The sequence below is a fragment of the Pseudomonas sp. IT-232MI5 genome (assembly GCF_949767845.1).
Taxonomy (GTDB): domain Bacteria; phylum Pseudomonadota; class Gammaproteobacteria; order Pseudomonadales; family Pseudomonadaceae; genus Aquipseudomonas.
Window position 1 is genome coordinate 441937 of sequence record NZ_CATKQE010000044.1, and the last position, 22261, is coordinate 464197.

At 60.6% G+C, this 22261-nt stretch carries 20 protein-coding genes; 13 read left to right on the forward strand and 7 right to left on the reverse strand.

Annotated elements, in window-relative coordinates; translation table 11 throughout:
* Both ACM6JQ_RS20560 and ACM6JQ_RS20565 read right to left on the reverse strand, forming a co-directional pair.
* A complete protein-coding gene (locus ACM6JQ_RS20560; protein ID WP_007911195.1) occupies positions 1-318 on the reverse strand; it encodes a cell division protein ZapA in 318 nt (105 codons plus the stop codon).
* Positions 315-524, reverse strand: coding sequence for a TIGR02449 family protein (locus ACM6JQ_RS20565; RefSeq protein ID WP_007911197.1), 210 nt, complete (start codon positions 522-524; stop codon positions 315-317). The genes ACM6JQ_RS20560 and ACM6JQ_RS20565 overlap by 4 nt, the downstream gene beginning before the upstream one ends.
* Before the next feature lie 130 nt (positions 525-654).
* On the opposite strand from ACM6JQ_RS20565, the gene ACM6JQ_RS20570 reads away from it, so the two are divergent.
* The 10 genes from ACM6JQ_RS20570 (at position 655) to gcvP (ending at position 13245) form a co-directional block, all read left to right on the forward strand.
* Positions 655-1215, forward strand: a complete 561-nt coding sequence (locus tag ACM6JQ_RS20570) for a YecA family protein (protein ID WP_134176010.1) — start codon at positions 655-657, stop codon at positions 1213-1215.
* A 27-nt stretch (positions 1216-1242) separates the two neighbouring features.
* Positions 1243-2577, forward strand: a complete 1335-nt coding sequence (gene pepP, locus ACM6JQ_RS20575; protein WP_007911201.1) for a Xaa-Pro aminopeptidase — start codon at positions 1243-1245, stop codon at positions 2575-2577.
* The gene (gene ubiH, locus ACM6JQ_RS20580; RefSeq protein WP_095112840.1) at positions 2574-3761 is read left to right on the forward strand and encodes a 2-octaprenyl-6-methoxyphenyl hydroxylase; all 1188 of its coding nucleotides are present in this window, start codon (positions 2574-2576) and stop codon (positions 3759-3761) included. Before pepP ends, ubiH begins: the two co-directional genes overlap by 4 nt.
* Positions 3754-4239, forward strand: a complete 486-nt coding sequence (locus tag ACM6JQ_RS20585; protein ID WP_007911204.1) for a DUF4442 domain-containing protein — start codon at positions 3754-3756, stop codon at positions 4237-4239. Before ubiH ends, ACM6JQ_RS20585 begins: the two co-directional genes overlap by 8 nt.
* Before the next feature lie 9 nt (positions 4240-4248).
* The gene (locus ACM6JQ_RS20590) at positions 4249-5466 is read left to right on the forward strand and encodes a 2-octaprenyl-3-methyl-6-methoxy-1,4-benzoquinol hydroxylase (RefSeq protein WP_414894610.1); all 1218 of its coding nucleotides are present in this window, start codon (positions 4249-4251) and stop codon (positions 5464-5466) included.
* Between the two features lie 164 nt (positions 5467-5630).
* Positions 5631-6635: an extracellular solute-binding protein gene (locus ACM6JQ_RS20595; protein WP_016772637.1), complete on the forward strand. Its 1005-nt coding sequence runs from the start codon at positions 5631-5633 to the stop codon at positions 6633-6635.
* A gap of 244 nt (positions 6636-6879) precedes the next feature.
* On the forward strand, positions 6880-8496 hold the full coding sequence (locus ACM6JQ_RS20600) for an ABC transporter permease (RefSeq protein ID WP_414894584.1): 1617 nt from the start codon (positions 6880-6882) through the stop codon (positions 8494-8496).
* Positions 8497-8651: 155 nt separating this feature from the next.
* On the forward strand, positions 8652-9734 hold the full coding sequence (gene gcvT, locus ACM6JQ_RS20605) for a glycine cleavage system aminomethyltransferase GcvT (protein WP_414894585.1): 1083 nt from the start codon (positions 8652-8654) through the stop codon (positions 9732-9734).
* A 47-nt stretch (positions 9735-9781) separates the two neighbouring features.
* The gene (gcvH, locus tag ACM6JQ_RS20610; RefSeq protein WP_414894586.1) at positions 9782-10165 is read left to right on the forward strand and encodes a glycine cleavage system protein GcvH; all 384 of its coding nucleotides are present in this window, start codon (positions 9782-9784) and stop codon (positions 10163-10165) included.
* Positions 10166-10371: 206 nt separating this feature from the next.
* Entirely contained in the window at positions 10372-13245 is a 2874-nt protein-coding gene (gene gcvP, locus ACM6JQ_RS20615) for an aminomethyl-transferring glycine dehydrogenase (protein WP_414894587.1), read from the forward strand.
* Between the two features lie 176 nt (positions 13246-13421).
* On the opposite strand, the gene ACM6JQ_RS20620 is transcribed toward gcvP, so the two are convergent.
* The 3 genes from ACM6JQ_RS20620 to ACM6JQ_RS20630 all read right to left on the reverse strand — a co-directional run bounded on the left by ACM6JQ_RS20620 (position 13422) and on the right by ACM6JQ_RS20630 (position 16024).
* A complete protein-coding gene (locus ACM6JQ_RS20620) occupies positions 13422-13742 on the reverse strand; it encodes a DUF2388 domain-containing protein (RefSeq protein WP_174245147.1) in 321 nt (106 codons plus the stop codon).
* Between the two features lie 66 nt (positions 13743-13808).
* Positions 13809-15593, reverse strand: a complete 1785-nt coding sequence (locus ACM6JQ_RS20625; RefSeq protein WP_414894588.1) for a GspE/PulE family protein — start codon at positions 15591-15593, stop codon at positions 13809-13811.
* A 92-nt stretch (positions 15594-15685) separates the two neighbouring features.
* Complete coding sequence (locus tag ACM6JQ_RS20630) at positions 15686-16024, reverse strand: hypothetical protein (protein WP_414894589.1); 339 nt, start codon at positions 16022-16024, stop codon at positions 15686-15688.
* A 126-nt stretch (positions 16025-16150) separates the two neighbouring features.
* Between ACM6JQ_RS20630 and ACM6JQ_RS20635 the strand changes: the two genes are divergently transcribed.
* Positions 16151-16621: an Lrp/AsnC family transcriptional regulator gene (locus ACM6JQ_RS20635; protein WP_007913818.1), complete on the forward strand. Its 471-nt coding sequence runs from the start codon at positions 16151-16153 to the stop codon at positions 16619-16621.
* A gap of 88 nt (positions 16622-16709) precedes the next feature.
* Here the strand turns inward: ACM6JQ_RS20635 and ACM6JQ_RS20640 are convergent, their stop codons facing one another.
* On the reverse strand, positions 16710-18080 hold the full coding sequence (locus ACM6JQ_RS20640; protein ID WP_007913820.1) for an inorganic triphosphatase: 1371 nt from the start codon (positions 18078-18080) through the stop codon (positions 16710-16712).
* 155 nt (positions 18081-18235) lie between these two features.
* On the opposite strand from ACM6JQ_RS20640, the gene argE reads away from it, so the two are divergent.
* Complete coding sequence (gene argE / locus ACM6JQ_RS20645; protein ID WP_414894590.1) at positions 18236-19405, forward strand: acetylornithine deacetylase; 1170 nt, start codon at positions 18236-18238, stop codon at positions 19403-19405.
* Positions 19406-19668: 263 nt separating this feature from the next.
* Entirely contained in the window at positions 19669-20967 is a 1299-nt protein-coding gene (gene argA, locus ACM6JQ_RS20650) for an amino-acid N-acetyltransferase (protein ID WP_007913824.1), read from the forward strand.
* Between the two features lie 129 nt (positions 20968-21096).
* On the opposite strand, the gene tauA is transcribed toward argA, so the two are convergent.
* Positions 21097-22086, reverse strand: coding sequence for a taurine ABC transporter substrate-binding protein (gene tauA / locus ACM6JQ_RS20655; protein ID WP_007913826.1), 990 nt, complete (start codon positions 22084-22086; stop codon positions 21097-21099).
* Between the last annotated feature and the right edge of the window lie 175 nt (positions 22087-22261).

Genomic DNA, 22261 nt, shown 5'->3' on the forward strand with positions numbered 1-22261 from the left:
TCAGCCCTTGGTGGTGGTCTGATCGTCGGCGAGCACCAGATCGACACGATCAAGCAAGTCGCGCACCTGTTCACGGGTCGAACCGCTGGCCTGGATATCCGGGCGCTCTTCTTTGTGCAAGAGGTCATGGGTGATGTTCAGCGCGGCCATCACAGCAATGCGATCGGCGCCGATGACTTTGCCGCTGCTGCGGATTTCGCGCATCTTGCCATCCAGGTAGCGCGCGGCGCTGACCAGATTGCTGCGTTCTTCCTGCGGACAGATGATCGAATACTCTTTATCGAGGATCTGCACGGTGACGCTATTGCTTGAACTCATGAGTCTTGCTCCAGGGCCTTGAGGCGCGAAATCATCGATTCGACCTTACGCCGGGCGATTTCGTTTTTTTCAATGAGGTGAGCGCGTTCCTCGCGCCAGGTCTTTTCCTGAGCTAGTAAGAGTGCGTTTTGGCTCTTAAGTTGCTCGACTCGGCCAATCAGCAGTTCGAGTCTGGCCATCAGCGCTTGCAGGTCGGTGTCTTCCATTGTGTCCACTGGGTCGGAGTCTGTCTGATGGGATAGCTGGCGGACAGCCTTTAATAGTCTTGGCGAGTCTGTCGATGTAGGATACAAGGCCTTCATTCTAGACATAGCGCCGTCTGGCGCCTAGCTGCCCATGACCATTGCGAATTCCCCGTACCAAGCCTTTGCCACCCTGCTGACTGCCAGCGGCCACAACGTCTCGCCTGCCGAACTGCACGGCGTGCTGCTCGGACGCAGCTGCGCCGGTGCCGGCTTCGATAACGAAGGCTGGTTGATCGACGCCGCCGAACTGCTCGAAGGCGATATCCAGGACAACGTCCGTAACGCCTTGATCGGCCTGCAAGAGATGGTCAAAGGTGAACTGACCGGCGACGACGTCACTGTCGTCCTGCTGCTGCCGACCGATGATGCGCCACTGGCCGACCGCGCCGCTGCACTGGGCGAATGGTGCCAGGGCTTCCTCAGCGGTTTCGGCCTGAACTGCCGCGACAGCAGCATGCTCAGCACGGAAGCCACCGAAGTGCTGCAGGATCTGGCCGCCATTTCTCAGGTGCAAGACGCCCTCGAAGAATCCGAAGACGGCGAGACCGACTACATGGAAGTCATGGAGTACCTGCGCGTCGCGCCGCTGCTGCTGTTCTCGGAAACCAAGAAAGCCGACGTGCCGCCAGCCGCCAAGCCGTCGCTGCATTAATCGCGTGCCAGGGAAAGCCATCTGCCCATGACCCATATCCCGAAAGCGGAATACAGCCGTCGCCGCAAGGCTCTGATGGCGCAGATGGAACCCAACAGCATTGCGATTTTGCCCGCCGCCGCGGTGGCCATTCGCAACCGCGACGTCGAGCACGTCTACCGCCAGGATAGCGACTTCCAGTACCTCAGCGGGTTTCCCGAGCCGCAAGCCGTCATCGTTTTGATGCCCGGCCGCGAGCACGGCGAATACGTGCTGTTCTGCCGTGAGCGCAACGCCGAACGCGAATTGTGGGACGGCTTGCGCGCAGGCCAGGAAGGCGCGATCCGCGACTTCGGGGCCGACGACGCTTTCCCGATCACCGACATCGACGACATCCTCCCCGGCCTGATCGAAGGCCGTGACCGGGTGTATTCGGCGATGGGCAGCAACCCCGAATTCGATCGCCACTTGATGGACTGGATCAACGTCATCCGCTCCAAGGCGCATCTTGGCGCCCAGCCGCCGAACGAATTCGTTGCCCTGGATCATCTGCTGCACGACATGCGCCTGTATAAATCGGCGGCGGAAGTGAAGGTGATGCGCGAAGCCGCACGGATCTCGGCGCAAGCCCACATCCGCGCGATGCAAGCCAGTCGGGCCGGGCTCCACGAGTACAGCCTCGAAGCCGAACTCGACTACGAATTCCGCAAGGGCGGGGCGAAAATGCCCGCGTACGGTTCCATCGTCGCCGCCGGGCGCAACAGCTGCATCCTGCATTACCAGCAGAATGACGCAGTGCTCAAGGACGGCGATCTGGTGTTGATCGACGCTGGCTGCGAGATCGATTGCTACGCCAGCGACATCACCCGCACCTGGCCGGTCAACGGCAAGTTTTCGCCCGAGCAGAAAGCGATCTACGAATTGGTACTGGCCTCGCAGGAAGCCGCGTTCGCTGAAATCGCCCCGAACAAGCACTGGAATCAGGCGCACGAAGCCACGGTTCGAGTGATTACCACGGGGCTGGTGAAGCTCGGATTGCTGCAAGGCGAGGTCGATGAATTGATCGCCAGTGAAGCCTACAAAGCTTTCTATATGCACCGCGCCGGTCACTGGCTGGGCATGGATGTACACGACGTCGGCGAGTACAAGGTCGGCGGCGAATGGCGCGTGCTGGAAGTCGGCATGGCGCTGACCGTGGAACCGGGCATCTACATCGCTCCGGACAATCAGAACGTTGCGAAGAAATGGCGCGGCATCGGCGTGCGCATCGAGGACGACGTGGTGGTGACCAAAACCGGTTGTGAAATCCTCACCAGCGGCGTGCCGAAAACCGTCGCCGACATCGAAGCGCTGATGGCGCAAGCAAGGACACACGCGGCATGAGTCGAGTCAATCTGGCAATCATCGGTGGCGGTCTGGTCGGCGCCAGTCTGGCGTTGGCCTTACAGGCCGGCGCCAAGGCGCGAGGCTGGAAGATCGTGCTGATCGAGCCGTTCGCTCCCGGCGACAGCTGGCAGCCGAGCTACGACGCACGTTCGTCGGCGTTGTCCTTCGGCTCGCGGCAGATTTATCAACGCTTGGGCGTGTGGCAGGAAATCTCCCGTCGCGCCGAGCCGATCAAACAGATTCACGTGTCCGACCGTGGCCGTTTCTCTACCGCGCGCTTGTCGGCGATGGAAGAGGGCGTGCCAGCGCTCGGTTACGTGGTGGAGAACGCCTGGCTTGGCCAGTGCCTGTGGCAGCACATCGACAAAGACGTAATCAGTTGGCGCTGCCCGGCGGAAGTCACGCGCATGGAACCGCTGCCCGACGGCTATCGCCTGACCCTCAACGATGAAACCACGCTGGAATGCGACCTTGCGGTGCTCGCCGATGGCGGTCGCTCCGGTCTGCGCGAGCAGTTGGGTATCAACGTGCGCAAGCGTCCGTACAACCAGAGTGCGCTGATCGCCAACATCACCCCGAGCGAAGCGCACAACGGCATGGCCTTCGAGCGCTTCACTGACGAAGGGCCGATGGCGCTGCTGCCGCTGCCGGACAACCGCTGCGCACTGGTCTGGACGCGTCTGGGCATGGACGCGCAGCGCTTGGCCGATTTGAGCGAGCGCGATTTCCTCAGCGAATTGCAGGGTGTGTTCGGTTATCGCCTCGGAACTTTGAAGCAGGTTGGCGCACGGCATTTGTATCCGCTGATGCTGGTCGAAGCCGAAGAGCAGGTGCGTTCGCATCTGGCCGTGCTCGGTAATGCCGCGCATAGCCTGCACCCGATAGCCGGGCAGGGTTTCAACCTCTCGCTGCGTGATGCCGATGCCTTGGCCGCCGCGTTGTTGTCCAGTGAAAAGCCGCTGGGCGACTTCGCCACGTTGCAGGCTTATCGCGAGCGGCAGCGCCTCGATCAGGACCTCACCGTCGGTTTTTCCGATCAGGTCACGCGGCTGTTCGGCAGCACGCAGCCGCTGGTTTCGCTGGGGCGCAACATCGGTTTGCTCGGTCTCGATCTGTTGCCGCCGGCCAAGCGCTGGTTTGCGCGTCAGGCCATGGGTTTGGGAACGCGTCCGGATGCGTAACTGGTTGATCCGTTCGTTCGGCAAGGCGCGGTTGATGCGCTGGATCATGACGTTCTACCCACCATATCTAGGCGCCGGTGTTCGGGTTCGGCACATCAGCGATGATTTTCGCGACGTGCAGGTGTCGATGGGGCTGGGCTGGTACAACCGCAACTACGTCGGCACGCAGTTTGGCGGCAGTCTGTATTCGATGGTCGATCCGTTCTTCATGCTGATGCTCATGGAAAACCTCGGATCGAAGTACATCGTCTGGGACAAGGCTGCCGACATCGATTTCATTGCGCCGGGCAAAGGCCCGGTGTTCGCCCGGTTCACGATCGACGAGACATTGCTCGCCGAGGTTCGCCGGCAGACCGCCAATGGCGAAAAGTACCTGCCGCAGTTGCAGGTCGACATTCATGACGGCGCCGGCAATCTGGTGGCGCGGGTCGGTAAAACCCTTTACGTGCGGCTCAAGCCGCAAGCGAGACAGGCTTAAAGCATGGAAATGCGCGCAGATCTGCTGATTGTCGGAGCCGGAATGGTCGGCAGTGCCTTGGCGTTGGCGTTGCAGGACAGCGGCCTGGAAGTCCTGCTGCTCGATGGCAGCCCGCTGAGTGTCAAACCGTTCGATGCCGACGCGGCGTTTGAACCGCGCGTGAGCGCCTTGTCGGCCGCCAGTCAGCGGATTCTCGAACGCCTTGGCGTGTGGGACGGCATCGCCAAACGCCGCAGCAGCCCGTACACCGACATGCACGTCTGGGACGGCAGCGGCACCGGGCAGATTCATTTCTCGGCGAGCAGCGTGCATGCCGAGGTACTCGGTCATATCGTCGAAAACCGCGTGGTGCAGGATGCCTTGCTCGACCGTTTGCACGATTGCGATCTGGGCATGCTGGCCAATGCGCGGCTGGAACAGATGCGCCGCTCGGGCGATGACTGGCTGCTGACGCTGGCCGATGGTCGACAGTTACGCGCGCCGCTGGTGATTGCCGCTGACGGCGCCAATTCGGCAGTGCGACGTCTGACCGGTGTGGCGACGCGTGAGTGGGATTATCTGCACCACGCCATCGTCACCAGTGTGCGCAGCACTAAACCGCACCAGATGACTGCGTGGCAGCGTTTTACCGATCACGGGCCGTTGGCGTTTTTGCCGCTGGAGCGTGACGGGCAGCAGGATTGGTGTTCGATCGTCTGGTCGACCACGCCGAGCGAAGCCGAGCGTTTGATGGCGCTGGATGAAGCGGATTTCTGCCGTGAGCTGGAACGCGCCTTTGAGGGGCGTCTTGGTGAGGTAATCAGTGCTGACCCGCGACTGTGCGTGCCGCTGCGTCAGCGCCACGCCAAACGCTATGTGGCTGAAGGCTTGGCGTTGATCGGCGATGCGGCGCACACCATTCACCCGTTGGCGGGGCAGGGTGTGAATCTGGGGTTCCTTGATGCGGCGGTGCTCGCTGAAGTGCTGTTGCAGGCGGCGGAACGCGGTGAGCGTTTGGCCGATGTGAAGGTGTTGAGCCGTTACGAGCGTCGGCGCATGCCGCATAACCTGGCGTTGATGGCGGCGATGGAAGGGTTTGAGCGGTTGTTTCAGGCTGATCCGTTGCCGGTGCGTTGGTTAAGGAATGCCGGGTTGAAGCTGGTTGAGCAGATGCCGGAGGCGAAGGCGTTATTTGTGCGGGAGGCCCTCGGGTTGACGGGTGATCTTCCGGCGCTCGCAAAGCCTTGATCTTTTCGTTGCTGCTGATGGCCTCATCGCGAGCAGGCTCACTCCTACAGGGGTGGCGGTCAATCATGCAACATCTGGTAACTCCTTCAAAAAGAGTTCGATTGAGGTGGTAAATGTGAGTCCTTATCATTTGGCCCACATTTCCCGACCGAGAGACCACTCCCATGTTGGCACCCAAGCGTCTTCTGACCGCACTGGCCTTGACCCTGATCGGCAGCACCACGGCCCAGGCCGCTGATGAGGTGGTGGTTTACTCGTCGCGCATCGATGAACTGATCAAACCGGTCTTCGATGCCTACACCGCCAAGACCGGGGTGAAGATCAAGTTCATCACCGACAAGGAAGCGCCGCTGATGCAGCGCATCAAGGCCGAGGGTGAAAACGCCACCGCCGACCTGCTGCTCACCGTCGACGCCGGTAACCTCTGGCAGGCCGAGCAGATGGGCATCTTGCAGCCGTTCACCTCGAAAACCATCGACGCCAATATTCCCCTGCAATATCGCTCGTCCACTCACGCCTGGACTGGCCTGAGCCTGCGCGCGCGGACCATCGCCTACTCCACCGAACGCGTGAAGCCGGGCGAGCTGACCACCTACGAAGCGCTGGCCGACAAGAACTGGGAAGGGCGCCTGTGCCTGCGCACGGCGAAGAAGGTCTACAACCAGTCGCTGACCGCGACCATGATCGAAGTCCATGGCGCCGAGAAGACCGAAAAAATCCTCAAGGGCTGGGTCAACAACCTGTCCACCGACGTGTTCTCCGATGACGTTGCGGTGCTCGAAGCGATCAACGCCGGTCAGTGCGATGTCGGCATCGTCAACACGTACTACTACGGCCGCCTGCACAAGCAGAAGCCGGAGTTGCCGGTGAAACTGTTCTGGCCGAACCAGGCCGATCGTGGTGTGCACGTGAACCTGTCCGGCATTGGCTTGACCAAACATGCGCCGCACCCGGAGGCCGCCAAGGCTTTGGTTGAGTGGATGACCACGCCTGAGGCGCAGAAGATTTTTGCTGATGTGAACCAGGAATTCCCGGCTAACCCGGCGGTGGCGCCTTCGGAAGAAGTAGCGGCGTGGGGCAAGTTCATTGCCGATACGTTGCCGGTGGAAGTGGCGGGCAAGCGTCAGGCTGAAGCGATCCGGATGATGGATCGGGCGGGTTGGAATTGAGGCTTTTCCGATAGACTTGTCTGCTTCAAGATCGCAGCCCCTCACCCCAGCCCTCTCCCAAGGGAGAGGGAGCCGATCTGTGTTGTTTTCGAAACTTGAGTTCGACTCGATATCTCAGGTCGGCGTAATTCTCATAAACTACGCGGTCAGTCCCCTCTCCCTCCGGGAGAGGGCTAGGGTGAGGGCAGCAATCCCAACCTGAAATACTCAATCCAAGAACACCCAATCCCCCAGAGACCCAAAAGTGGCCCACCCCGCCCAACGCCGCTGGTACCCCATCGTCTTCGCCATCGCCGCGCTGGTGCTGTTGCCCCTGAGTGTCCTGCTGCTCTCCTGGCAAACCATCGATCAGCAGATCTGGTCGCACTTGTGGCAAACCCAGATGCCACGCCTGCTGGGCAACACCCTGACGCTGGTCGTCGGCGTCGGTGTCGGTGTGACGCTGCTCGGTGTCAGCCTCGCCTGGCTCACCAGCCTCTGCGAATTCCCCGGGCGGCGCTGGCTCGACTGGGCACTGATGCTGCCTTTCGCCATTCCCGCCTATGTGTTGGCCTTCGTTTTCGTCGGCCTGCTCGACTTCGCCGGCCCAGTGCAGACCTTGCTGCGCGAATGGTTCGGCACCGGCCTGCGGCTGCCACGGGTGCGCTCCACCAGCGGGGTGATCATCGTGCTGGTGCTGGTCTTCTATCCCTACGTTTACCTGCTGGCGCGCACGGCGTTCCTCGCCCAAGGCAAAGGCCTGATGGAAGCGGCGCGGGTGCTCGGGCAATCGCCGTGGCAAGCCTTCTGGCGCGTGGCATTGCCGATGGCGCGGCCGGCCATCGGTGCGGGTGTGGCGCTGGCGCTGATGGAAACCCTGGCGGATTTCGGCGCGGTGTCGGTGTTCAACTTCGACACCTTCACCACGGCGATCTACAAAACCTGGTACGGCTTCTTCAGCCTGTCGAGCGCGGCGCAACTGGCCAGCCTGTTGCTGCTGGTGGTGATGCTGGTGCTCTACGGTGAACGCCGTGCGCGCGGGGCTAATCGGGCAAGCAACGAGCGGCCACGGGTCAAGGCGCTGTACCACCTGCGTGGATTCAAGGCGCTCGCGGCGATGAGCTGGTGCGGATTGGTCTTCGCCTGCGCTTTTGTCATCCCGATGCTGCAACTGATCGTCTGGTTCTGGCAGCGTGGACGTTTCGATCTGGATGAGCGTTACGCCGGGCTGATCCTGCACACCCTGTATCTGGGCGGCATGGCGGCGCTGATTACGGTCAGTGTTGCCCTACTGCTAGCGTTCGCTCGGCGACTGGCGCCGACGCCAGCGATCAACTCCGGGGTTGGTCTGGCCAACCTCGGTTACGCCTTGCCGGGTTCGGTGCTGGCGGTGTCGATCATGCTGGCGTTCAGTTATCTGGACCGTGAGCTGGTGATCCCACTGTCAGGCTGGTTCGGCGGCGCTGCCAAACCGCTGCTGCTCGGCAGTCTGGCCGCTCTGCTGATGGCCTATCTGGTGCGCTTCATCGCTGTCGCGTACGGCCCGCTGGAAAACAGCTTGGCGCGTATACGGCCATCTTTGCCCGAAGCAGCACGTAGCCTCGGTGTCAGTGGGCCGCGACTGTTTTTCAAAGTGTATCTGCCACTGTTGCTGCCCGGCACGCTGAGCGCCGCGTTGCTGGTGTTCGTCGATGTGCTCAAGGAAATGCCCGCGACCCTGCTGATGCGCCCGTTTGGCTGGGACACGCTGGCGGTGCGGATCTTTGAAATGACCAGCGAAGGCGAATGGGCACGGGCGTCATTGCCGGCGTTGACGCTGGTTCTGGTCGGCTTATTGCCGGTCATCGGACTGATTCGCCGTTCTGCGCACAGAAACACTTAGTCGTCAGTCCTGAATCATGCGGCTACAATGCGCGGCATTCGGTGCGGTTAGTCTGACAGACCTGTTCGCTGGAATCGGCTGAGAGCCTTCTATTTCAAGGCTTTCACCCGTGCAGCGGCTGTCCGCACCTTCGCCACGCCCGGAAGGAGAAACCCATGGGACAGCGTACGCCTCTGTATGACCTGCATCTCGCCTTAGGCGCGAAGATGGTCGATTTTGGCGGTTGGGACATGCCACTGCATTACGGCTCGCAGGTCGAGGAGCACCACGAAGTGCGCCGCGATTGCGGGGTGTTCGATGTATCCCACATGACCGTGATCGATGTCACCGGCAGTCAGGCCAAGGCCTGGCTTCAGCATCTGCTGGCCAATGATGTCGACCGCCTGCACCGCCCCGGCCGTGCGTTGTACAGCACCATGCTCAACGAGCGCGGCGGCATCGTCGATGACATGATCGTCTATCGTCTCGATGACTGTTATCGCCTGGTGTTCAATGCCTCCACCCGCGATCAGGATCTGGCCTGGATGAACGCGCAGCGCGGCGATTACGACGTGCAACTGCACGAACGCGCCGAACTGGCGATGCTCGCCATTCAAGGTCCGCAGGCCCGGCACAAGATTGCCGAACTGGTGACCCAGTCGCGCGCCACGCTGATCCAGCACCTCAAACCCTTCGAAGGCTATACCGATGGCGACTGGTTTATCGCCCGTACCGGTTATACCGGTGAGGATGGTCTGGAAATCTGTCTGCCGGCCAATCAGGCGCCGGGGTTCTTCAACGATCTGGTCGGTGCCGGCATTTCCCCGATCGGCCTCGGCGCCCGTGACACTCTGCGGGTTGAAGCCGGTATGAACCTTTACGGTCAGGACATTCATCAAGACGTTTCGCCGCTGGCCTCGAACATGGCCTGGAGCATTGCCTGGGAACCGACTACGCGCCAGTTCATCGGCCGCGCCGCGCTGGAAGCGGAAAAAGCCGCCGGTGTTGCACACAAACTGGTCGGCCTGGTGCTGGAAGAGCGCGGTGTTTTGCGCGCTCATCAAGTGGTTCGCATCGCTGATGTTGGCGAAGGGGAGATCACCAGTGGTAGTTTCTCTCCTACGCTAAGCAAATCGATTGCCCTGGCGCGTGTGCCGATGGCCACCGCCGACCGCGCCGAAGTGGAAATCCGTGGCAAGTGGTACCCGGTACGAGTGGTCAAACCGACCTTCGTACGCCATGGCAAAACTTTGATCTAACCTTTTCCGGCGGGCAGCCCGCTGACAATTTCTTGAGGACACCGAAGATGAGCGATATCCCTGCCGAACTGCGTTTTGCCGAAAGTCACGAATGGGCCCGTCTGGAAGCCGACGGCACCGTAACTGTGGGCATCAGCGATCACGCGCAGGAAGCGCTGGGCGATGTGGTGTTCGTCGAACTGACCGAAGTGGGCAAGGTGTTCGCTGCCGGTGATCAATCCGGTGTGGTCGAGTCGGTGAAAGCCGCTTCCGATATCTATTCGCCGGTCAGCGGTGAAGTCATCGCAATCAACGAAGAACTGGGCGCCTCGCCCGAGCTGCTGAACTCCGACCCGTATGGCGCGTGGATCTTCAAGCTCAAGCCAAGCGACAAGGCTGAGCTGGACAAGCTGCTGGATGCTGCAGCGTACAAGGCTGTCATCGGCGAGTAAGCGTTAAGCAACACCCCAAAGCCCCGACTTGTCGGGGCTTTTTTTTTAGGATCAAAAGATCGCAGCCTTCGGCAGCTCCTACAGGAGGATGGTGTACATCTTGTAGGAGCTGCCGAAGGCTGCGATCTTTTGATCTTCAAGGGCACTGCTATGCTGGTTTGACCGTGTTGCATTGACGCCGAGCGCCAGCCAAGAGAGAGCCCGTCATGTCCCAGTTGCCGTCCCTGAGCCAGTTACGCGATCCCGACGCTTTTCTGCGCCGTCACCTCGGCCCCGATGCTGCCGAACAGCAGGCGATGCTCGACAGCCTCGGCCTCGGTAGTCGAATCGAACTGATCGAGCAAACGGTGCCGCCAGGCATTCGCTTCAATCGCGCGCTCGACCTGCCGGCGGCGCTGGATGAACAAGCCGCGCTGGCCAAGCTGCGCAGTTACGCCGAGCAGAATCAGGTCTGGACCAGCCTGATCGGTATGGGCTACCACGGCACTCTGACGCCAACCGTCATCCTGCGCAATGTGCTGGAAAATCCCGGTTGGTACACCGCGTACACGCCGTATCAGCCCGAGATCGCGCAGGGCAGACTCGAAGCGCTGCTGAATTTTCAGCAGCTGACCATCGACCTCACCGGCCTCGAATTGGCCAATGCGTCGCTGCTCGATGAAGCCACGGCAGCGGCGGAAGCCATGGCACTGGCCAAGCGTGTGGCGAAGTCGAAGAGCAATCTGTTTTTCGTCGATGAGAACTGCCACCCGCAAACCATTTCCGTGGTGCAGACCCGTGCCGAAGGCTTCGGTTTCGAGCTGATCATCGACGCTGTGGATAACTTGAAGCAGCATCAGGTGTTTGGCGCGCTTCTGCAATATCCGGACACTCATGGCGAGGTTCGCGACCTGCGTCCGGCGATCGATCACTTGCATGCGCAACAGGCATTGGCTTGTGTCGCTACTGATTTATTGAGCTTGCTACTGCTGACACCCCCGGGAGAGTTGGGCGCCGATGTGGTGTTCGGTTCCTCGCAGCGTTTTGGCGTGCCAATGGGTTATGGCGGCCCGCACGCGGCGTTCTTTGCCAGCCGCGAGGAATACAAAAGGGCGATTCCCGGGCGGATCATCGGTGTGTCGAAAGATGCCCGGGGCAACGTCGCGTTGCGCATGGCATTGCAAACCCGTGAGCAACATATTCGTCGTGAGAAGGCCAATTCGAACATCTGCACCGCACAAGTCCTGCTGGCCAACATCGCCAGTTTCTACGCGGTCTATCACGGCCCGGAAGGCTTGAAGCGCGTGGCCCAGCGTGTGCACAGGCTGACCTGCATTCTGGCGGCAGGGCTTCAGCGCAAAGGGATCAACCGGATCAATGCGCAATTCTTCGACACGCTGACGCTGGACGTCGGCGGTGCGCAAACGGCGATCATCGAGAGTGCTCAGGCTGCGCAGATCAACCTGAGAATTCTCGGCCGTGGGCGGGTAGGGCTGAGCCTCGACGAAACCTGCGATGAAGCCACCGTCGCCAGACTTTTCGATGTATTGCTCGGGGCTGATCATGGGTTGACCGTCGTCGATCTCGACGCCGAGGCGCTGACCTCAGGCATTCCCGACAACCTGCAACGCCAAACACCGTATCTGCGTCATCCGGTGTTCAACGCGCATCACAGCGAAACCGAGATGCTGCGCTACCTCAAGCAACTGGAAAACAAGGATCTGGCGCTCAACCAGTCAATGATCCCGCTGGGCTCCTGCACCATGAAACTCAACGCCACCAGCGAAATGATCCCGATCACCTGGCCGCAGTTCGCTAACCTGCATCCGTTCGTGCCGCGTGAGCAGGCGGTCGGTTATACGTTGATGATCGAAGAACTGGAGCGCTGGCTCTGCGCAATCACCGGGTTCGATGCTATTTGCATGCAACCCAACTCCGGCGCCCAAGGCGAGTACGCCGGGTTGCTGGCGATCCGCAAATACCACGAAAGCCGTCAGCAGGGCGCGCGGGAGATCTGCCTGATTCCGTCCTCGGCCCATGGCACCAACCCGGCTTCGGCGCAAATGGCCGGGATGCGTGTGGTGATCGTCGAGTGCGACGAGGCGGGCAACGTCGATCTGCAGGATTTGAAAGCGAAAGCCGCCGAGGCTGGGGATAAGTTGTCGTGCCTGATGGCGACCTATCCGTCGACCCACGGGGTGTACGAGGAGGGCATCAGCGAGATCTGCGAGGTTATCCACAAGTACGGCGGTCAGGTTTACATGGACGGCGCCAACCTCAATGCGCAGGTCGGGCTGGCGCGGCCTGCGGACATCGGCGCCGACGTGTCGCACATGAATTTGCACAAGACTTTTTGCATTCCCCATGGCGGCGGTGGGCCGGGCATGGGGCCGATCGGTATTCGTGCGCACCTGGCGCCGTTCGTCGCCAATCATCCGGTGGTGCCAATCGATGGGCCGTTGGCGCAGAACGGCGCCGTCAGCGCAGCACCGTGGGGCAGCGCGAGCATTTTGCCGATCAGCTGGATGTACATCGCCATGATGGGGCCGCAGCTGGCCGATGCCAGTGAAGTGGCGATCCTGGCGGCGAATTACCTGGCGCAGCATTTATCCGGCGCGTTCCCGGTGTTGTACACAGGACGCAACGGGCGTGTGGCTCATGAATGCATTCTCGACCTGCGACCGTTGAAAACGCAGACCGGCATCAGTGAGGAAGACGTAGCCAAGCGTCTGATGGATTACGGCTTCCATGCACCGACCATGTCATTCCCGGTACCGGGGACTTTGATGGTCGAGCCGACCGAGAGTGAATCCAAAGCAGAGCTGGACCGATTTATTGGTGCAATGTTGAGTATTCGCGCGGAAATCACTGAGGTGCAGAACGGCAACTGGCCGACCGAGGACAACCCGCTGAAACGCGCGCCGCATACCCTGGCGGATGTCACCGGGGTGTGGGAGCGGCCGTACAGCATCGAGCAAGGAATTACCCCGGATGCGCACACGAAAGCGCACAAGTATTGGCCGGCGGTGAATCGGGTCGACAATGTCTACGGCGATCGCAATCTGTTCTGCGCCTGCGTCCCGGTGGACGACTACCGCTGATACTTAGGTCCACTCAGTTCCCCTGTAGGAGTGAGCCTGCTCGCGATAGCGGTGGATCAGTCACCGGAAAATTTGCCTGATACACCGCTATCGCGAGCAGGCTCACTCCTACAAGGGATTGTGGTGAATCTGAAATCCGGGCAAAAAAATGCCGCTCGATTGAGCGGCATTTTTTGTTACTCGGACGCCACGGCGTTTTTCGCCAGAATCGCGTTCGCCAGTTCCATGTCCGACGCCTGCAGGCCCGGATTGTCGGCGCGGACTTTCTGCATCGCTGCTTCCAGATACGGCCCACGAATACCGCCGTCGCTGGCAACGAAGCTGCCGGCATCGTCCTGCGCGGCGATGATCAGCTTGTGATCCTTGAAGGTCAGGTAGGTCGAACCGGTGGTGGCGCCGGACGAGATGACGTTACGCCAAAAGCTGTCCGCCATGGCCGAACCAACGGGAAGGGACAGCAAGGCCAGTGTGGCAACAGCAAGTTTGAGACGCATGATGAGGTGACTCCTGGGGGTTAACTAGGGCGTTGGATTGCCATTCCCCCGATCCAGTTCCGTGATGGGCTATTTCTGCTCGCTCTGCGGCGTCACCCGGAGCACTTCCTCAACCGTCGTCAGCCCTGCCGCGACTTTTTGCGCACCGGACAAACGCAAACTGCGCATGCCTTCCTTGAACGCCTGCCGGCGAATCGCCGTGAGGTCGCTGTCCGGGGTGATAAAAGCCTTGAGGCTATCGCTCAGTTGCATGATTTCGTAGACACCGGCGCGGCCGCGATAGCCGGTGTCGCGGCATTCCACACAACCGATCGCACGTTGCGCGTTGCCCGGCAGCGGCGCTTGCCACGGGCGTGTCAGGGTTTGCCAATCCTCGTCTTCCAGCGTTAGTGGCGCCTTGCAATGCGGACACAAGGTGCGCACCAAACGCTGGGCCATGACGCCGAGCACGGTGGCTTTGATCAGGTAGTGCGGCACGCCGAGTTCGAGCAAACGACTGATCGCGCTGGGTGCGTCGTTGGTGTGCAGCGTCGACAGCACCAGGTGCCCGGTGAGCGCCGCCTGAATCGCCATTTCAGCGGTTTCCAGATCACGGATCTCGCCAATCATGATGATGTCCGGGTCTTGTCGCATCAGCGCACGCACGCCGGCGGCGAAGCTCAGGTCGATGTTGTGCTGCACCTGCATCTGGTTGAACGCCGGCTCGACCATTTCGATCGGGTCTTCGATGGTGCAAAGGTTCACTTCCGGCGTCGCCAGTTTTTTCAGCGTGGTGTACAGCGTGGTGGTCTTGCCCGAACCAGTCGGCCCGGTAACCAGAATGATGCCGTTGGGCTGGCGCGTCATGTCCTGCCAGCGCCTCAGGTCATCGGCGCTGAAACCCAACTGATCGAAATCCTTGAGCAGCACTTCCGGATCGAAGATTCGCATGACCATTTTTTCACCGAACGCTGTAGGCAGGGTCGAAAGCCGCAGTTCGACTTCGCCGCCATCCGGAGTCTTGGTCTTGACCCGGCCGTCCTGCGGTTTGCGCTTTTCGGCGACGTTCATCCGCCCGAGGCTTTTCAGGCGACTGACGATCGCCATGGTCACCTGCGGCGGAAATTGATAGACGTTGTGCAACACGCCGTCGATGCGAAACCGCACCGTTCCTTGCTCGCGCCGCGGTTCGATGTGGATATCGCTGGCGCGCTGCTGGAAGGCGTACTGGAACAGCCAGTCGACAATGTTGACGATGTGCGCGTCGTTGGCGTCCGGCTCCTGATCGCTGGCGCCGAGGTTGAGCAGTTGTTCGAAGTTGCCGAGGTTACCGCTCTGCTGATCGGCATTGCTGGCGCCGCTGACCGATTTCGCCAGGCGGAAGAACTCGACGCTGAAGCGCTGGATATCCGCCGGGTTGGCCACCACTCGTTTGATCGGCAGCTTCAACACGTGAGTCAGATCCGCTTCCCAACCGGTGACGTAAGGCTGAGCGCTGGCCACGGTTACCGCATCACGGTCGACCGCCACGGCGAGGATCTTGTGTCGTTGCGCGAAGGCGTAAGACATCAACGGTGTAATGGCGGCGACGTTGATCTTCAGCGGATCGATACGCAGATAAGGCTGGCCGGCCTGTTGCGCCAGCCAGAGGGTCAGGCTTTCCAGGTCGAGGTGTTTGCCCGGACGGCTGAGGTCGTCCAGTTGCTGGCTGGCGATGAATTCCAGCGGGTGCATCTGGCCATTCGCGGCGTGACGGCGGCGCGCATTCAGCGCCTGCTCCGCCGAGTCCTGGCAGATAAAACCCTGGGCGACCAGTTCACGCAGCACATCATTGAGCTCCAGCCAGCGGTCCTGAGTGGCGAATTGAACGGACATGCGGGCTTCCTTTTGAACGACAGTGCGCAAAAGGATAGTCGCGGCCCGGTAGACCGTTGGGCCACTACCCGACGAAGGCGTTGCCGGGTTTGTCAGCCGGCCGCTTGCGTCCGCGCATCCCAAGCGCTGTCGGCGTTTTGCAGATTCACCGAGCAAACGCTGATCAGGTTACGAAGTTTTTCCGCGATCACTTGCGCGCGATGCCAACTGAGACCGCCCATGACCAGGTCGATCGACAGCAGATCGTCCATGCGCTGCACGTTGACCTGCTCGGGCGTGAGGAACTGCAACGCGAACAGATTCAACACCCGCACCAGCAGATCCGGTTCAGCCTCGGCAAGGATTTGATACTGCGCCAGGCAATGGGCGCTGCTGACGTTCCAGACATCGGCGCGGGTTGGCGGGGAGGTGACGGCTTCGAGGTGCGGCATGACAAGTCTCCAAAATCTCTGGAGGAATTTTTACATTCGGCGCGGGGTATTTCTTGGCTATGATCGGCGTTAATGACGGTTGATCGAAAAGATCAATTCGCATAATCCGGTTATTGAGGTTTTTCTATGCACAGCGAGCTGGACAGTTACGACCGCAAGATTCTCGCCCTGCTGCAAGAGGACGCATCGCTCTCGAGCGCGCAGATCGCCGAGCAGGTCGGCCTGTCGCAATCGCCGTGCTGGCGGCGGATTCAGCGGATGAAAGAAGAGGGGATCATTCGCGGGCAGGTGACTTTGCTCGATCGCAAGAAGATTGGCCTGAATACGCAGATCTTTGCCGAGATCAAACTCAACGCACACGGGCGTTCGAACTTCACTGAGTTCACCGAAGCGATTCGCGGGTTTCCGGAGGTGCTGGAGTGTTATGTATTGATGGGGGCGGTGGATTTTTTACTGCGCATTGTTGCGGCGGACATCGAGGCGTATGAGCGGTTCTTCTTCGAGAAGCTGTCGCTGGTGCCGGGGATACAGGAAGTGAATTCGATTGTGGCGTTATCGGAGATCAAGTCCACCACCAGCTTGCCTGTGTTGCGATAAAGCAAAAGATCGCAGCCTGCGGCAGCTCCTACATGGGGCGGGTGTACACCCTGTAGGAGCTGCCGAAGGCTGCGATCTTTTAGCGGTGTTACATGCGCAGGAGCATTTTCCACGCGCGATTCTGGTAAACCGCAATCGCCTGTTGCTTGCGTGCGTCGAGCAGTTCGTCAGTGATCGTCGGTTCGTTGGCCAGTTGCGCCAGCTTGTTCAGCTCGCCGTACAGGCGATCCATTTCCGGGATCTCCAGCACATTGCGTGCGTGGTGCAGCCAGACCTGAATGCGCTCGATACGCGGCAGTTGTTCAGCCAGATCTTCCGGCTGCTGCTGATAACGCTGCAATTGCAGGGCCGTGGCCTCTTCGCCCAACAGGCGTGGCAACCAGCTGTGCAACTGCGCGCCGCCCTGACGGTTACCACGAACGTTGCGGTCGGCGGTCCAGGTGCGGGCCAGCAACCAGCGTGACGTGCTCAGCGAGAACAGGCCCCAGCGCGGATCTTCCAGTTCTTCGAGGAACTGCTCCGGCGCGGCTTTGCGCACGTCTTCGTCTTCGATACCGGCCTGCACCAGCGGGCGCCAGTCTTCCAGCAACGCATCCAGGGCAACGCGCAAGTCGTGGGTCGACTGACGCGGCGCGGCCTGGCCGAGGCTGCTGAGCAGGGCACGCATTTCCGCGAGGTTCTCGACCCAGTCGAGCAACAGGCGCCAGTGGCCGTTGAAACGGTACTGTTCAGCCAGACGCTGGCTGCTGCCGAGCAAGTGCCAGCTCAGCGCAGCGAAGGCGTCGTCGAGTTGGGTTTCCGGGGTCAGCTCCGGCGCCGGCAGGCTCAGCGAGTAACTGTTGGCGTCGTACAGGCGATAGCCACGCTCAGCCTTGCTGATGTCACACGGCATCAACGCCAGGGTTTCCGCCAGCTCGGCAGCCAGTTCCAGCAGCGCGGCAGGCTCGCCTTCGCGTAGTTCCAGTTCCAGCTCGCAGATTTCTTCTTTCTGTTTGCCGACCACTACGTGGCCGAGATCCAGCGCGGCTTCGATGACCACTTTGCTCTTGCCACGGCCCCAGGCTATTTCGGCGCGTTCGCGAACGAAGTCGGTGGTGAAGATCGGCTTGAGGGTTTTCTTGTCCAGCTCGGCCAGCGACTCGGGCCAGCATTCGCCGTCGAGTTTCTTCACGTCGAGCTTGGCTTTCGGCAACTTCCAGTCGTATTCATTGCGTTCGGACAGACCGGCAACGCTTTGGCCACGGGTCTTGAGGGTCTGAATCACTTCGTCACCGTCCTTGCGCAGGCGCAGGGCGACTTTGGCCTGAGCCAGATCGCGCTCGGGGGTGTCGAAATACTGGTTCATCAACTCACGGCGTTCCCAGCCACTTTTGTTGCGTTTTTTCAGTAACGGGTGCTCGCGCAGGGCGGCGAGGGTTTCGCGGCTGACGCGGAGTTTGATTTCGGTTTCTTTCTGCATGGCCGGAAAATCCAGGATCGGGAGCGCAGCCGGGGAATATGTGGCTGCCAAGGCCGTGCAGTGTACAGGACTGATTCGTCCTACGCCCTGCGGCGGTTTATTCCTGACGCCGGATGGTTCTATGATGGACTTCAATTCGGGAGTTGGAGTCAGCGATGCCTTTGCCGTCCATGCAAGACCAGTTCGCGGCGCTGATCGCCGCGCCATCGGTCAGCTGTACCCAACCGAACCTCGACCAATCCAACCGCGCGGTGATCGATTTGCTCGCCGGCTGGCTGGGCGATCTGGGTTTCAGCTGCGATATCCAGCAGGTCAGCCCCGGCAAATTCAACCTGCTCGCCAGTTTCGGCAGCGGCCCCGGCGGGCTGGTGCTGGCCGGGCACAGCGACACGGTGCCGTACGACGATGCGTTGTGGCAGACCGATCCGCTGAAACTCACCGAAGTCGATGGCCGCTGGGTCGGGCTGGGCAGTTGTGACATGAAAGGTTTCTTCGCGCTGATCATCGAAGCGGTGCTGCCGCTGCTCGATCAGCCGTTCAAGCAGCCGTTGCTGATCCTCGCCACCTGCGATGAAGAAAGCTCGATGTCCGGCGCCCGTGCGCTGGCCGAGGCCGGGCGTCCGTTGGGCCGCGCAGCGGTAATCGGTGAGCCGACCGGGCTGAAACCGATCCGCATGCACAAAGGCATCATGATGGAACGCATCGATATCCTTGGGCAGAGCGGCCATTCGTCGGATCCACGCTTGGGCCACAGCGCACTCGAAGCGATGCACGATGCCATCGGCGAACTGCGCGGTTTGCGCCTGTTGTGGCAGCGCGAATTCAACAATCCGCAGTTCAGCGTGCCGCAGCCGACGATGAACTTCGGTTGTATCCATGGCGGCGACAACCCAAACCGTATCTGCGGTCAGTGCTCGCTGGAGTTCGACCTGCGGCCATTGCCGGGCATGGACCCGAAAGTCCTGCGCGCGGAGATTCTGCGCAAGCTCAACCCGGTGGCCGAGCGGCATCAGGTGAAGATTGATTACAAACCGCTGTTCCCGGAAGTGCCGTCGTTCGAGCAGGCAGAAGACGCGGAACTGGTGCGCATCGCTGAAAAGCTCACCGGCCACCGCGCCGAAGCAGTAGCGTTCGGCACCGAAGCGCCTTATCTTCAGCGCCTTGGCTGCGAAACCATTGTGCTCGGCCCTGGCGACATCGCCTGTGCGCATCAACCCGGCGAGTACCTTGAAATGTCACGTTTGCAGCCTACCGTGCATCTATTACGGCAACTGATTGAACATTACTGTCTGACAGGTGCACCAACGTCAAAGGATCCCAAGTGACCCTTTGTAGGAGTGAGCCTGCTCGCGATAGCGGTGAGACAGTCCCGGAGGTATTGACTGAAACTCCGCTATCGCGAGCAGGCTCACTCCTACAAGGGATCTATGTTTTGTCTGACCAATCGCTGTAAATTGCCAGCATTCCAACCCGTATTCATGAGGAGAGCGCGCGTGTCGCCAAGCCTGTTCCGACGATAACCATCAGCCCGCTGTGCGTTTTCCGTTTCGCCCCTTTTTAGGCTGCTATTTATTACAGGCCCAGGTTCATGCCCGAATACGTTAACTGGCTTCGTCACGCGTCCCCTTACATCAATGCCCACCGCGACTGCACCTTCGTCGTCATGCTGCCCGGCGATGGCGTGGAGCATCCGAACTTCGGCAACATCGTCCACGACATTGTTCTGCTGCATAGCCTTGGCGTGCGTCTGGTGCTGGTGCACGGTTCGCGTCCACAGATCGAAACCCGCCTCGCCGCGCGTGGCCTGACCCCGCATTACCACCACGGCATGCGCATCACCGATGCCGCGACCCTGGAATGTGTGATCGACGCGGTCGGCCAGTTGCGCATCGCCATCGAAGCGCGGCTGTCGATGGACATGGCTTCGTCGCCGATGCAGGGCTCGCGTTTGCGCGTGGCTAGCGGCAACCTTGTTACCGCGCGGCCGATCGGCGTGCTGGAAGGCGTCGACTATCACCACACCGGCGAAGTGCGCCGGGTCGACCGCAAAGGCATCAACCGTCTACTCGATGAGCGCTCGATCGTGTTGCTGTCGCCGTTGGGCTACTCGCCGACCGGTGAAATCTTCAACCTCGCCTGCGAAGACGTCGCGACCCGCGCCGCCATCGACCTGGGCGCGGACAAGTTGCTGCTGTTCGGTGCTGACCTCGGTCTGATCGACGAGAACGGCAAACTCGTGCGCGAGCTGCGTCCACAGCAAGTGCCGGCACACTTGCAGCGTTTGGGCAGCAACTATCAGGCAGAACTGCTCGATGCTGCCGCCGAGGCTTGCCGTGGCGGCGTGGCGCGCAGCCATATCGTCAGCTACGCCGAAGACGGCGCGCTGCTGACAGAGCTGTTCACCCGTGACGGTGGCGGCACGCTGGTCGCGCAGGAGCAATTCGAACTGGTCCGCGAGGCGGCGATTGAAGACGTCGGCGGCTTGCTCGACTTGATCAGTCCGCTGGAAGAGCAGGGGATTCTGGTGCGTCGTTCGCGCGAAGTGCTGGAGCGCGAGATCGAGCAGTTCAGCGTGGTCGAGCGTGAAGGCATGATCATCGCCTGTGCGGCGCTGTATCAGATTGCCGATTCGGATGCCGGTGAACTGGCGTGCCTGGCAGTGAACCCGGAGTACCGCCATGGCGGTCGCGGTGATGAATTGCTGGAGCGCATCGAAACCCGAGCACGGGCGCAGGGTTTGAAGACCTTGTTCGTCCTCACCACGCGCACCGCGCACTGGTTCCGTGAGCGTGGTTTCGAGCCGAGCAGCGTTGAGCGCCTGCCGGCGGCGCGGGCTTCGCTGTACAACTTTCAGCGTAATTCGAAGATCTTCGAAAAAACCCTTTAACCGAGTTGGTCCATTCGATCGTTCCCACGCTCTGCGTGGGAATGCCTCAACGGACGCTCCGCGTTCGGCTTTTGATGGGACGCGGAGCGTCCCGGGCTGCATTCCCACGCAGAGCGCGGGAACGATCAATTACTCGGTGATGAATTTGGCGCTGACGTAGGGTGAATAATCCGGCAGCACCGTTTCAACCTTGCCCTGTTCCTTCAAAAACTTCGCCGTCTCGCCAATCGCTTTCGCCGTGCCGCCATCCAGCAGCGCCGTGGTTTGCTGCGCCTTTGCGTCCGGGAACGCTGAACCTGCCAGCAATTCCGGCACATCAGCGGCATTGGCACCGGTCAGTTTGGCGATTTTCTGTACCGGCACCGAGTCAGCCGTCCAGCGGTCTTTGTGTGCGGCGTAATCGGCGAATGAGTCGAGCGTGACCTTGGCGAACTTTGCGACAACCTCAGGATGCTTCTCGGCAAAATCCTTGCGCGCGACCCAGACCTCGAAGGTCGGCGCGCCCCACTGGCCGACCTGCGCGGCATCGGTCAGGGTCTTGCCGGTCTTGCGGATTTCCCCCAGCGCCGGCGACCAGACAAATGCGCCATCGATATCGCCACGCTTCCACGCCGCTGCGATCTCTGCTGGTTGCAGGTTCACCACTTTGACTTTCGAGGCGTCCAGGCCCCAATGCTTGAGGGCGCCGAGCAGGCTGTAGTGTGAGGTCGAAACGAAAGGTGTGGCGATGGTTTTGCCGACCAGGTCCTGGGGGGTGTTGATACCGCTGCCATTGCGCACCACTAGCGCTTCGGCGGCATTGATCTGCGCCGAAACGATGAACGCCACAATCGGCAGATTGCGCGAAGCCGCCGCGGCCAACGGGCTGGAACCGAGGTTGCCGATCTGCACGTCACCCGAAGCAATGGCTGTCACAACTTCCGGGCCGCTGTTGAAGCGACGCCAGTCGATTTTCTCGCCAATGGTTTTCTCGTAGACGCCGTCGGCCTGGGGGACTTTGCTCGGGTCGATACCGGTTTGATACCCCACTGTGAGGTTGGCGGCATGCGCGGAAAAAGAAATCAGCGCTGACACACAAACTGTAACAAATTGACTAGATAGTGCGCGTTTGGCCATCATGGCGTCGCCTTTTCGATAGGGTTTGACGATTCGGGGTTACGCCAAAGCTAATCGATATAAAAAAAGGCTAACAAATACCATTTAGGAATGAGCTTAGTCGCCGATACGCTGTTTCCCGGCGGAGGTGGCAAGATACTGGCCATATTCCGAAATGATATGAAAAAGAATGAATAAA

Bases quoted from the DNA above. Each gene is read 5' to 3' on its own strand.
- ACM6JQ_RS20590 (WP_414894610.1), top strand. From the start codon at position 4,249: ATGCGCGCAGATCTGCTGATTGTCGGAGCCGGAATGGTCGGCAGTGCC.
- gcvH (WP_414894586.1), top strand. From the start codon at position 9,782: ATGAGCGATATCCCTGCCGAACTGCGTTTTGCCGAAAGTCACGAATGG.
- ubiH (WP_095112840.1), top strand. From the start codon at position 2,574: ATGAGTCGAGTCAATCTGGCAATCATCGGTGGCGGTCTGGTCGGCGCC.
- ACM6JQ_RS20630 (WP_414894589.1), bottom strand. From the start codon at position 16,024: ATGCCGCACCTCGAAGCCGTCACCTCCCCGCCAACCCGCGCCGATGTC.
- gcvP (WP_414894587.1), top strand. From the start codon at position 10,372: ATGTCCCAGTTGCCGTCCCTGAGCCAGTTACGCGATCCCGACGCTTTT.
- ACM6JQ_RS20565 (WP_007911197.1), bottom strand. From the start codon at position 524: ATGGAAGACACCGACCTGCAAGCGCTGATGGCCAGACTCGAACTGCTG.
- ACM6JQ_RS20560 (WP_007911195.1), bottom strand. From the start codon at position 318: ATGAGTTCAAGCAATAGCGTCACCGTGCAGATCCTCGATAAAGAGTAT.
- argA (WP_007913824.1), top strand. From the start codon at position 19,669: ATGCCCGAATACGTTAACTGGCTTCGTCACGCGTCCCCTTACATCAAT.
- ACM6JQ_RS20640 (WP_007913820.1), bottom strand. From the start codon at position 18,080: ATGCAGAAAGAAACCGAAATCAAACTCCGCGTCAGCCGCGAAACCCTC.
- ACM6JQ_RS20585 (WP_007911204.1), top strand. From the start codon at position 3,754: ATGCGTAACTGGTTGATCCGTTCGTTCGGCAAGGCGCGGTTGATGCGC.
- ACM6JQ_RS20625 (WP_414894588.1), bottom strand. From the start codon at position 15,593: ATGTCCGTTCAATTCGCCACTCAGGACCGCTGGCTGGAGCTCAATGAT.
- ACM6JQ_RS20635 (WP_007913818.1), top strand. From the start codon at position 16,151: ATGCACAGCGAGCTGGACAGTTACGACCGCAAGATTCTCGCCCTGCTG.
- pepP (WP_007911201.1), top strand. From the start codon at position 1,243: ATGACCCATATCCCGAAAGCGGAATACAGCCGTCGCCGCAAGGCTCTG.
- tauA (WP_007913826.1), bottom strand. From the start codon at position 22,086: ATGATGGCCAAACGCGCACTATCTAGTCAATTTGTTACAGTTTGTGTG.
- argE (WP_414894590.1), top strand. From the start codon at position 18,236: ATGCCTTTGCCGTCCATGCAAGACCAGTTCGCGGCGCTGATCGCCGCG.
- gcvT (WP_414894585.1), top strand. From the start codon at position 8,652: ATGGGACAGCGTACGCCTCTGTATGACCTGCATCTCGCCTTAGGCGCG.
- ACM6JQ_RS20595 (WP_016772637.1), top strand. From the start codon at position 5,631: ATGTTGGCACCCAAGCGTCTTCTGACCGCACTGGCCTTGACCCTGATC.
- ACM6JQ_RS20570 (WP_134176010.1), top strand. From the start codon at position 655: ATGACCATTGCGAATTCCCCGTACCAAGCCTTTGCCACCCTGCTGACT.